9 protein-coding genes are annotated in these 10,724 nt (G+C 47.4%); 5 read left to right on the top strand and 4 right to left on the bottom strand.

Going from position 1 to position 10,724, the window contains the following annotated elements; translation table 11 throughout:
* The first annotated feature begins 75 nt into the window (after nucleotides 1-75).
* The 3 genes from QUB44_RS24435 to pgsA all read left to right on the top strand — a co-directional run bounded on the left by QUB44_RS24435 (nucleotide 76) and on the right by pgsA (nucleotide 3,854).
* Nucleotides 76-1,101 (top strand): pentapeptide repeat-containing protein, encoded by a 1,026-nt coding sequence (locus QUB44_RS24435; protein ID WP_333371535.1) that lies wholly within the window; start codon nucleotides 76-78, stop codon nucleotides 1,099-1,101.
* A 389-nt stretch (nucleotides 1,102-1,490) separates the two neighbouring features.
* On the top strand, nucleotides 1,491-2,852 hold the full coding sequence (locus QUB44_RS24430) for a calcium-binding protein (RefSeq protein ID WP_333371533.1): 1,362 nt from the start codon (nucleotides 1,491-1,493) through the stop codon (nucleotides 2,850-2,852).
* Between the two features lie 483 nt (nucleotides 2,853-3,335).
* The gene (gene pgsA, locus QUB44_RS24425; protein ID WP_333371531.1) at nucleotides 3,336-3,854 is read left to right on the top strand and encodes a CDP-diacylglycerol--glycerol-3-phosphate 3-phosphatidyltransferase; all 519 of its coding nucleotides are present in this window, start codon (nucleotides 3,336-3,338) and stop codon (nucleotides 3,852-3,854) included.
* A 97-nt stretch (nucleotides 3,855-3,951) separates the two neighbouring features.
* Here the strand turns inward: pgsA and QUB44_RS24420 are convergent, their stop codons facing one another.
* The 3 genes from QUB44_RS24420 to QUB44_RS24410 all read right to left on the bottom strand — a co-directional run bounded on the left by QUB44_RS24420 (nucleotide 3,952) and on the right by QUB44_RS24410 (nucleotide 8,389).
* Nucleotides 3,952-5,697: a diflavin flavoprotein gene (locus tag QUB44_RS24420; RefSeq protein WP_333371529.1), complete on the bottom strand. Its 1,746-nt coding sequence runs from the start codon at nucleotides 5,695-5,697 to the stop codon at nucleotides 3,952-3,954.
* On the bottom strand, nucleotides 5,690-6,319 hold the full coding sequence (locus QUB44_RS24415) for a hypothetical protein (protein WP_333371527.1): 630 nt from the start codon (nucleotides 6,317-6,319) through the stop codon (nucleotides 5,690-5,692). The genes QUB44_RS24420 and QUB44_RS24415 overlap by 8 nt, the downstream gene beginning before the upstream one ends.
* A 342-nt stretch (nucleotides 6,320-6,661) precedes the next feature.
* Nucleotides 6,662-8,389 carry a diflavin flavoprotein gene (locus QUB44_RS24410; protein ID WP_333371515.1) on the bottom strand — a complete coding sequence of 576 codons (1,728 nt, stop codon included), beginning with the start codon at nucleotides 8,387-8,389 and terminating at the stop codon, nucleotides 6,662-6,664.
* A 225-nt stretch (nucleotides 8,390-8,614) separates the two neighbouring features.
* On the opposite strand from QUB44_RS24410, the gene QUB44_RS24405 reads away from it, so the two are divergent.
* Nucleotides 8,615-8,740, top strand: a complete 126-nt coding sequence (locus tag QUB44_RS24405; RefSeq protein ID WP_333161072.1) for a hypothetical protein — start codon at nucleotides 8,615-8,617, stop codon at nucleotides 8,738-8,740.
* Between the two features lie 132 nt (nucleotides 8,741-8,872).
* The gene (locus QUB44_RS24400; protein ID WP_333161074.1) at nucleotides 8,873-9,466 is read left to right on the top strand and encodes a DUF4129 domain-containing protein; all 594 of its coding nucleotides are present in this window, start codon (nucleotides 8,873-8,875) and stop codon (nucleotides 9,464-9,466) included.
* 459 nt (nucleotides 9,467-9,925) lie between these two features.
* Here the strand turns inward: QUB44_RS24400 and QUB44_RS24395 are convergent.
* Nucleotides 9,926-10,724 (bottom strand): Calx-beta domain-containing protein (locus QUB44_RS24395; RefSeq protein WP_333371513.1); only part of this gene is annotated, 799 nt, incomplete at its 5' end.

Here is a 10,724-nt window from a genome sequence, read left to right as displayed (position 1 = left end):
ACTTTTGTTACCTCTGTGGAAAAAATCCTGAAAGAATTTGGAGAAAACTATGTAATTAATTTTGTCTAGCTACTTATGACTGGCTTTAGTGCCGAAGATGTCAATCTGGCTGGTGCTGACTTCAGCGCCCCTGAAAATGGTACGCGCACTCAAATGGGCGGTGCTAGTTTCGCAGATTCTGAGTTGAACAACGCGAACCTGACTCAGGTGATTGCAGAAGGCATATTCCTGGACGGTGCTGATTTGAGCAATGCAATCATGGTTGGTGCCGATCTCAGCAATGCCAACCTGGCTGCAGCAATTCTCGTTGGCGCTAACCTGACGGGTGGAGTCCAGTTAGACAACGCTCTTATTGAGAAGAGTAATGTGGCTGGAGCCAACTTTACAGGGGCAAACCTGGCCGGCGCAAGCCTGAAGGACGCGGTTGGAGATCACCTGACCAAGTTTAGAAACGTCAATCTGTCAGGTGCCAGCCTGGAAGTGGGGAGTTTTATCGGTGCCGACTTCACCAATGCCAACTTCACTAATGCCAACCTGGCCAAAGCCAACTTCACCGATGCCACGATGGTCGGGGCGAACATGACCGGGGTCAATGCAGTCGATGTCGTGGGTCTGACGATCGGGACTGGCGGCACCGATACCGTGACTGGAACCGGAGGCGACGATAATCTCTTCGGGCTCGACAGCAATGACTCCCTCAACGGCGGTGATGGGGATGATTACCTCGATGGCGGTAGCGGTGCTGATATCCTGACGGGTGGCCCGGGCCAGGATGCGTTGTTTGGTGCTGCGGGAAATGACACCCTCACAGGCGGTGGTGGCAGAGATACCATTCACTACCGCAGTGGTCATGGTTCCGATCGCGTTAATGGTTTCACCCTCGGAGCCAGCGGAGACATCCTATCCTTCAGTGGCATTGCAGCGATCGATGTGGTGTCATCTGGCGCGAACACTCAATTGCGATTGGGCAATGGCTTTGCTGGCGATGCCGGTTTTGGCACAGGCGCGCTGTTGATCACCCTAGCTAACACTTCATTTACGGCAGCTCATATCAGCACCAATACCAACTCGGCTAACAGGCCCAGCTTCCAGTTCTCGTAACCTCAATTCGGAGTCTGTGTAATGGGTGCTCAGAGTTTATTTTTTCTATCGAGGCCTCGCTCCCCCCCTTTTTTCAAGGTTGGAAGAGGGAGTTGTGAGGATTGCCAGCGGTAATGAAGCACCGAATTCTAGCGTGCATTAATCTTTGGGGCTATGTGCCAAGTTCACTTGATATACCTCACTGTCTTTTCATGAGCAGTGATTCCTTGACGCGACCTTGAGATGTGGTACCGAGGTAGTCTTACCTTCTCTCCACGTTTGTTTAGAGTCTCCCAATGCCCTGTGGCGACTTGTTTAAATTCTAGCATCAAACCGTCAAACAAAGGACGGGGTTTAAGACCCAAATTTTCGATAACCACGAGAAATTTACCTAACACTAGGAGAAAATTATGGCTACCAGAAATGGAACTCCAGAATCCGATACTCTGACCGGAACCAATAACGCCGATGTGATTCGCGGCTTTGGCAAGGAAGATCTGCTGTCTGGCTTAGGTGGTAACGATAGCATCTACGGTGGAGAGGACAAAGACACTATGTATGGTGGTGCTGGAGTCGATCGAATCTTTGGAGAAAACGGCGAAGACGATCTATATGGTGAGGATGGTAACGACTTCCTCTACGGTGGGCTGGAGAAGGACAACCTGTATGGTGGAATCGGAGCAGATCGACTTTTTGGAGATTCAGGCGAAGATTCCTTGTATGGCGAGGCTGGCAATGACACCCTGTACGGAGGATCAAATGCCAACGATGCCAACGATGGCAAAGATTACCTTGATGGTGGGGCTGGAAAAGACCTAATCTATGTGGGTTTCGAGGACACAGGATTGGGTGGTGTTGGCGATGACATCGTAATCGGCGGCTTTACCGATGACGTGATCTACGGCGATGACTCAGAAGGTTTAGTGTTTGGGGGAGCGGATTCCCTGATTGGCGGCGACGGTAACGACACCCTCTACGGAGAAGGCGACAGCTTAGCAGGCGGCGGCAACGATACCCTCGATGGCGGCAACGGCAACGACACCCTCTACGGCTATGCCGGAGATGACTTCCTCAATGGTGGCGATGGCATTGACTTCCTCGATGGTGGCGATGGCAATGACATCCTTGATGGTGGCGCTGGCTCTAGCACCCTGTTAGGTGGCACTGGCTTAGAAACCATCAGGGGTGGCGCTGAAGGCGACTTCATTGATGGCGGAGAGGGCAATGACAACCTCAATGGTTTGGGTGGCAATGACACTATCTATGGCGACGACGGAGTTGCTGAAACACTTGCTGGCAATGACATCCTCAATGGTGGCGCAGGCGATGACTTCCTAGATGCTGGTGCAGGAGTCGATCGTGTCATCGGTGGTGCTGGCGTTGACCTACTCTTTGGTGGCGAAGATGCGGAAACTCAAACCGCCCGCGACACGCTAACCGGCGGGGCTGACACCGACTACTTCCAGTTGCTGTTCACCGATTTTGAGCCCGAACCAATCGAGCCCGGTGAGCCAGTTGTTACTCCTCCTGCTGGAGACTACATCGTTGACTTCGTGAAAGGGACTGACTACTTCTTACTGGAGGGGATTACCTTTGAGCAGCTATCGTTCCAGAACATCTCGCTGACAGTTAACGGGGTTGCTACTCCGAGTACCCGGATCTACGTTACGCCTGAAGCCGGAATTCCGATTTCTCAAGCGGAAACGCTAGCTGTGGTTCAAGGAGTGCGTCAATTTAACGCCTCGCATTTCGTTGAGGAATCACCCTTTTAATTAACGGGACTTAAACAAATTTTAAGCCCAAACCAAGCGCAAACTGGCTTTAGACGCGGTAAATAAGTTCATGTTTTCTTGCCACCACCGCGCAAATCTATATTCTGTCCCTTGACAGTTTTTATCTCCTGCTGTCTCTTTAAAGGCAACAGGATTTTAGTCTTGGAGCAGGAATCCGCAGATTCTTTTTTTTCATGCCAATTTCCCTGCCCAGTTTGGTCAGGAGGTAGCCGTGAACGCCAAAGATTGCCCTGAGCTAGTGAACTCTCTTTCAGAATGTTTCTAGCCAGTTACGATCGCCAATCGGGAGTAAAATCGAATTCGATCGCGCGAGGCGACACAACAAATTGATCCGATAAATTCTCCAATCTTGTGACAATTCTAATCAGAATGTTTTTAAATTAAGTAAATCCACCTGATTATAAGTCGTGTAAATGTTAAATTAAGGAAAGCCTGTGTAGAGTAGCCCTTAATTTTCGATTTATGAATTTGCCTAATTTGATCACGTTTTCTCGTTTACTAGGAGTGCCTTTTCTGCTCTACGGTTTGTACGACCCAAGCGCTCAAAGCCGCTGGATTTGCACAGCGATTTTTGTGGTAGCTGCAGCTACGGATTGGCTGGACGGCTATTTGGCTAGGAAGCTGAATCAAATTACCGATTTGGGTAAGTTTCTCGATCCTTTGGTGGATAAATTGTTGGTTCTCGCGCCGCTTTTAGTGTTGATTGAGTTGGGGAAAGTGCCGGCTTGGGGAGTGTTTTTAATTTTGGGTAGGGAGTTGACAATTGCGGGGTGGCGTGTTAATAAAACTACGATTTCGGGAGCTAATATTTGGGGGAAGTTGAAGACGGTAAGTCAGATTGTGGCGATCGCACTTTTAATTGCTCCTTTGTCTGAAGCGTGGAATTTTCCCGCATTAATTGCTTTTTGGGTTTCTGTGGCTTTAACTTTGATTTCTGGCGCTATTTATCTGTGGCCGGAAAAGACTGCTGAGGAGAAGTAAATCGGTTTTATTTAAACCGCACCTGAATCCGGATTAACGCAGATAAAAACTTCGATATATTTGTAGGGACACGGCATTGCCGTGTCCTAGCCGTAGCTTAATAATGAGTCCCAGATTTTCGGTAGTGTACCGCTGTCACGCCGTCATTTTGCAGCAAATGACCGTTGTTAATCGCCGCATAAACTACCCAGTGATCGCCGCATTCCATGCGACTTATCACTTCGCATTCCAGATAAGCTAGAGCATCAGTCAAAACCGGACAGCCGTTGCTAGCTTCCATTGTTTCGACTCCCGCAAATCTGTCTTCTCCCGGAGCAAAGTTTTTCATGAAATACTTCCGCAACTGTCGCCCTTCTGCTAAGATGTTGAGCACAAATTTATCTCCGGCATACATCAAAGATTCGATCGATCGATCTTTCGCGACCGCAATCGTCACACCGGGCGGATTAAACGTTGCTTGCGACACCCACGAAGCCAGCATCGCACTGGTGACATCCCCCCGCTTCGCCGAGAGTACGCACAGCGAACCAACGAGTCTGCCTACTGCTTGTTCAGTGCGATCGCTCCCTGCTGCTAACTGCGGTTTTGGGGCCCGCAATTTTTGCGCTTTAATCAAAGCTTGAGCAAAATCTGTTCCCACTTCTGTGCACTCGTGAATCGTCCCCGCCGTCGGCTTAAATTTTGCTCGAATCGGCTCAAATCCAATTCGATAGCCAGCATCTTTCAGCTTGTTTTCCACTAAGTCGATCGCCTCTCCGCTCCAGCCAAAAGAACCGAAAACCCCCGCTAATTTGCTCTTAGTTGCGGTAGATAAAACTATTCCCAAAGCAGTTTGAATTTGCGTCGGAGCGTGTCCTGCTAGCGTGGGAGTTCCGATGATAAATCCCGCGCATTTCTCGATCGCCTCTTTAATTTCTCCCGGTTCGGCAAATTCGCAGTTGATACTTTCTACCGCAACGCCGGCTTTCGTAATTCCTTTGGCGATCGCCTGCGCTAAAGTCGCCGTATTTCCGTAAGCAGAAGCATAAATCAAAGCAACTGTCAAGTCTTTTGAATTTTGTTGCTGGCTCCATTCCCGATACAAATTGCTCAGTTCATTAAGGCCGTAACGGACGATCGGGCCATGACCGGGAGCATAAAATGCTGCTGGTAAATCGGCGAATTTATCCATTGCGGTCAGCACTTGTTTTGCCTGAGATGCGTGCAGGGAATCGTAATAATAGCGCCGATCTTCGCTGTAAACGCTCCACCCTTCATCGAATACTTGGTCGCCACAAACGTGAGCTCCAAATAGTTTGTCAGTGAACACGATTCGAGTTTGCGGATCGTAGGTGCAAAGTTGATCAGGCCAACGGGGAGTCGGAGTCGCAATGAATTTTAAGGCGTGACCTTTTCCTAAGTTGAGAGTTTCTTCTCCCCGAACGATCATGATGTTTAATTCTTGGTCGGGAAAAGCGGCTCGCAAACTAATTGCTGCTGGATTGGTGCAAACCAAAGCTACTTCAGGAGCCAATTCTAACAGAGCTTTAATTGTTACTAATCTGTTAGCATTGAAATGCCCTAAAATTATGTAATCTAGCTTGGTCAAGTCCACCCGTTGCTGCAAAAATTCCAGGTAATTTTCAGTAAAAGATTCCCCCGGCGGGTCGAACAAAGCTGTTTTGTCAGCTTGAATAATATAGCTATTGGCTGTCGTACCCTTTTGCAGCGAATACTCGACTTCAAATTTGAGTCTGTCCCAAGTGCGCGATCGCACAATAAAAGTATCGAGTGCGATCGGGATAAACTGCACGTCGCGGGGTTTGGCCTGTGATGCGAGTCTAGGAGTCAAAGTGTTAGTCATTAATTGCACCTATGAGAAACTGAACTACAGAACTTCTTTTGATTTCGTGCCAAAACTTGGTATCTACAATGTCAAACCTTGCACCTCTACCCTGTAAATTGGTATCCAGGTCAGTCAGAAATTCCCTAGTTTCCAAATCATCCCCAATTTGGATAAAGCTGACTCCAATTTCTTCATCTTTATCTATTGTATTGGCCGTACTTACAAGAATTTCGGCAACAGCAGCGGTATTTTCTGGTTTTTGATCTAGGACTGCAACAATTATTGCTCCGTTCTTCCCTTTGGCATTTGGTTTGCTTGCGAAATAATCGCTAAAAGTTGCTTTCAGAGCTTCTTCCAAATGAACTGTAGTCGGTTTTTCTGAATCCGGTTCCGTATTTTGTCGCTGCAAAATTTCAGCTAACCGGGCAACATTGGAATTTTTATACTTCCACATAGGAGTAGAAGCTTCGTAAACGGTGATGCCGTCGCTGTCAAATTCCTGACATTTTTTTGCTAAGTCAATCAGAGATGCCTGTGCTTCTACCCAATCCTCGTACCAAGGATGGTGAGGGTTTCTGCTGGCATCGCTTCTGGCAATAATAATTGTGTAATCTCGGTCTTCTAAAAGATTGGCAGGCATTGGCAATTCCTAGTAAAAATGGAGTCTAAATGACAACGGTTTGCCCGGTTTGCTGCTTGTGGCGCACCCAACACCGAGAACCCGGTAAGATGCGCCACAAGCACCCAAAGTTGAGAGTTTTTGCGTAGCCAGTTGCGTCCTGGACTCTAATTGTAGGGTGCGTCAGTAGATAGTCGATGATGAAGTCGAATAAAACATCGGCTGACGCACCTTACTAATATGTTGGGGGTGTTGACTCAGACAGTCAATCAATATATCGTTGAAATTCCCTCTTGCTTCTGACAACTGCCAACAGTCAACAGTCAACTGACAACAGTCAACTGTCAACTGACAACTGACTTGCTAATAATGATTTCCCACTTTGCGGTGGTGAACTGCAGGCAGTGCATCTGGATTGGATACGCGGCCGCTATCGACGATCGCATATACGATATGATGATCCGAAAGTTCCATCCGGCTGACTACTTCGCATTCCATGTACGCCAAAGCATCTGTCAAAATCGGAGAACCGTTGGTAGCAGGTTGAGTTTTAACTCCGGCAAATCGATCGGCACCAGGAGCAAAACGCTTTAAAAAGTGCCTCATCAAAGTTTGATAATTGCCTTCTTCCAGCACGTTGAGAACAAATTTATCTCCCGCGTGCATCATCGATTCAATCGCCCGATCCTTCGCAACTGCTATTGTTAAACCCAGCGGTTTAAAGCTAGCTTGCGTTACCCAAGAAGCTAGCATCGCACCGCTAACATCGCCTTTTTGGGCGGTAATGATGTACAGTCCGCCGCTGATTCGTCCCAAGGCTTTATCGAGGTCGCTGTCGAGGGATTTCATCTGTTTGACTGCTTTGTCCCGCGTCAGCCACTGTCCTAAGTCAGTGCCGGCTTCGTCGCAAAGTTGATAACTTGCTTCTGTCGGTGATTCTTTAATTAAAATGTTGGGAAATGCTTCTTTTAAACCCAACTCTTTGAATTTGTTTCGCAGCGGGTAAATAGATACGTCATCGCCACCGCCGGATTCGCACAAACCGAAAGATTGTTTGTTGTTAGCTGCAACTAAAATTGTGTTGATTGCGGCTTCGGCATTCGCAGCAGCAGTACCACTACTTGGCGGCGAACAAATTACGATACCGGCAGCATTACCGACAAGTTCCGCAACTTCTTGCAAGTCCGCGATTCTCAAATCCATCATTTCCACAGCGACACCGGTTTTGGTGATACCGTGGGCGATCGCTTGGCTGAGTCGATCGCTAAATCCGTAGTCTGAAGTGTAAAATACCGCTACAGTGGTTTCTGCCTTAGCTTGCGCTTGGCTCCACTTTTTGTAGCGTCCGGTAAGTTCCACCACATTGTGCCGCAGCAGAGGCCCGTGACCGGTCGCAACTGTACCAATTTCTCCCAATTCTGCCATCCGCTTCATCGCAGCGAGTACCGATCGAGCATTGGGAGCCATCAAGCACTCATAATAAAAGTGGTAATCTTCCTCAACTGCTGCTAAATCGTCATCGAAGGTACTGTCGGAACAGTAGTGCATCCCGAAAGCATCGCAGGTGAACAGCACTTGAGTTTTGCTGTCGTAGCTGAAAATAGTATCAGGCCAGTGCAAGTTCGGCGCCGATACGAATTCGATTATGTGGCCGTTTCCTAAATCTAGTTTGTCCCCGTTTTTGACTACCAATCGCTCAAATGGTTGGTGTACAAGGTTTTCTAAAAATTGAATGGCTACTTTCGCCCCCACGACAATCGCTTGGGGTGCCAGCGCCAGCACGTCTTTGACTAAACCGCTGTGGTCTGGTTCGGTGTGGCTGATAATGAGATAGTCAATCTCTTTCGGGTCAATTTCGCCCGTCAGAGTTTCCATGTATTGCTGGCGAAACTTCTCGTGCGAGGTATCGACGAGGGCAGTTTTTTCACCGCGAATGATGAATGAGTTGTAAGTTGTACCGTTTTTGAGTCCGAATTCGATGTCAAAGCGGTCTCTATCCCAGTCCAGGCATCGAATTGCCATTGTATCAGAGGCAATTTCGACTTTTTCCACCGTCAATCTGCGTTGGACTCGTTCAGTCAGCGCTACCATCAGTGCCTCCTTGTCTTTTACCCATTACCTTATTGTCTTCATTCTGACACGTTTTTTTTGTAAATCTTTATAAATTTTCTTATGAGGCTGTTAAGTATCCCAAAATTTATGGCATCAGGTAGTTCGGCAACGCGCACTGTACGGGATGTAACGGATTTGAGGAAGAAGGAAAATTCAATAAAATCAATTTTGAGTCTATAAATAGTTGACAAAAAACAGAACAGTGTGGTAATTAAACTGAGTTGTATCGGTTGGGCGATCGCCTCTTTAGAACACTATCAGTCAAATGCGATTCTCGATCGCGCGGCGATTTGGATTAGAGACAATAACTCCGCATTTAAGTCAACCTAATCAAACGTCAAATGCGATCGCGCTCTCTTTCTCTTATCCCCGATTTCTTTAAGAAGTCGGCGATTTGGGGATAATGATAGAAGAAAAAAACTTCCAATCCGCAATCAAAAATTTACTCATTGATTTAAAGCTATGTCTGAAAGTTCCTTTGAGAAAACTAATTTGGGTTGGCAATTAGGACAGTCGCAACAACGATTGCAGGAATGGTGGGAACTAAAAACTGCCCAAAATATACCAAATGTCAAATTGCCATCTTGGTTTGATTCCCCCATCTTGGGCGCGATCGCTAAAGCCGCCTTTTGGTTAATCTTAGCATTGCTCGCAGTCTGGGCAAGTTGGCAGATTTGGCAACTGTTACGTTTTTATATTCATAATTTCAAAAAGAGGAATCAAACAACTGATGGCAGTGCAAAAAAAACAATTAAAGATTTATCGGTGCCAGAGTGGTTGTTGCGATCGCAAAAGTTGCAGCAGCAAGGGAAATACCGCCAAGCTTGCCGCTGTCTTTACATGGCGGTGTTGCAGCGGTTAAATGATGCGGGAACCGTGGTTTACCAACCCAGTCGCACTGATGGGGAATATTTGCAATTAATCCAGCAATTACCCCAGCCAGTGCCTTACGAAACTTTGATAAGAATACATGAGCAACTATATTTTGGGAATACGGAAGCTGACGCCTCAATCTTTGAACAGTGTCAGCAAGCTTATCAACAAATTAAGGATTAAGTAGGTAAACGCAAAAAAACAATAATATCCAATCGATAATTTTAGGGGCGGGTTTTACCTATAATAATTAGCAAAAACCGACAATCTCAAAAACCCCCACATAAGGGCAAATCGCCATCTACTTCTTTCAATATACAAGAGTTCAAGGTCGTACTCGAATAACGCGCGTAGCATCTAAGAGTACGACCTTGAAGGGGTTCTATCAGACCGAAGTAGCAAATGGGTTGAAAGCCACGAAACTAGCACCAGCAATGGGATTCTGGTCGAGGCCGCCCACAATCAGCCCTGTAGGTGAATCCCATTAGCTGTCGGGGCCAGCGACTGTCACACAGCGAAGATTTTACCCGCGTACCTCGCTTTCTTGAAAAAAGCTGTAGTGAGGAATCAGACTGATAAAAAGCATTTAACTACTTGCGGGACATATTAGTAGAGCAAGGATTGCTCGCCCTACTAACAGCCTTAAATCAGAGTAATTGTATTCGATCCCGGATTGCCGACATTCGCACCTGGGCCAAAGCCTAAACCCACCGACCCACCAGTCAAACCTGGATTATTGGTAATCATCAGACTAACGGTAGTTTGACCGGGATTAAAGTTAACCGTGCCTCCAGTAAAACTCCCCGATGGACTAATTGTGTAGTCTATGGTGTTTAGAGGTACACCAGAACCACCAGCAATCAAATAGTCCACCGAAGCCGAAACCGAAGTATTGCCAGTCCGATTAATTGTAAAAGTTCCAGAACCACCATCAATAATAGGATCGGGAGACGAACCGTAAAAGAAGGAAGTCGGAGCGACAGCAGTAGGATCGATAATGCTCAAAACTGCCAGTGACGGACTAGCCAAGCTGCCACCACTCAAGAACAAATTCACCGTTTCAGTAGGCTCCGCGAGACTGTCAAATAAAGTTTGAACAGGAACTTGTGCGCTAGTTTGTCCGGCTGCAAAAAAGATCCCTTGAGTCACACTGTTGTAATCCGCTGGAGAACTAGCACTACCGTCACCCGTGCGGAACAAAATCGCACTCGGTGCCGTAACGTTGCCACTGCGATTGATGGTAATCGGCGCAGTGCTGCCCTCGTTGACGCTGTAATTAGCCGCACTGAAGAAATAGTTTGGAACGGCCGTTGGCGCCGGAGTTGTCGCCGCCGGCGTCGGAGTTGCCGTCGTCCCAGTTGGCGCGACAACATCATTAATCGTCAAAATTGACGGACTACTGCCGACATTGCCACCGAAGAGCACCAAATTCACCGTTTCG

It is taken from the genome of Microcoleus sp. AT3-D2 (genome assembly GCF_036705715.1).
Classification (GTDB): Bacteria; Cyanobacteriota; Cyanobacteriia; order Cyanobacteriales; family Microcoleaceae; genus Microcoleus.
This window is presented reverse-complemented; position numbering and strand designations above follow the sequence as displayed.

Coding starts and splice junctions, on each gene's coding strand:
- QUB44_RS24415 (WP_333371527.1), bottom strand. CDS start 6,319: ATGCCTGCCAATCTTTTAGAAGACCGAGATTACACAATTATTATTGCC.
- QUB44_RS24420 (WP_333371529.1), bottom strand. CDS start 5,697: ATGACTAACACTTTGACTCCTAGACTCGCATCACAGGCCAAACCCCGC.
- QUB44_RS24435 (WP_333371535.1), top strand. CDS start 76: ATGACTGGCTTTAGTGCCGAAGATGTCAATCTGGCTGGTGCTGACTTC.
- pgsA (WP_333371531.1), top strand. CDS start 3,336: ATGAATTTGCCTAATTTGATCACGTTTTCTCGTTTACTAGGAGTGCCT.
- QUB44_RS24430 (WP_333371533.1), top strand. CDS start 1,491: ATGGCTACCAGAAATGGAACTCCAGAATCCGATACTCTGACCGGAACC.
- QUB44_RS24410 (WP_333371515.1), bottom strand. CDS start 8,389: ATGGTAGCGCTGACTGAACGAGTCCAACGCAGATTGACGGTGGAAAAA.
- QUB44_RS24400 (WP_333161074.1), top strand. CDS start 8,873: ATGTCTGAAAGTTCCTTTGAGAAAACTAATTTGGGTTGGCAATTAGGA.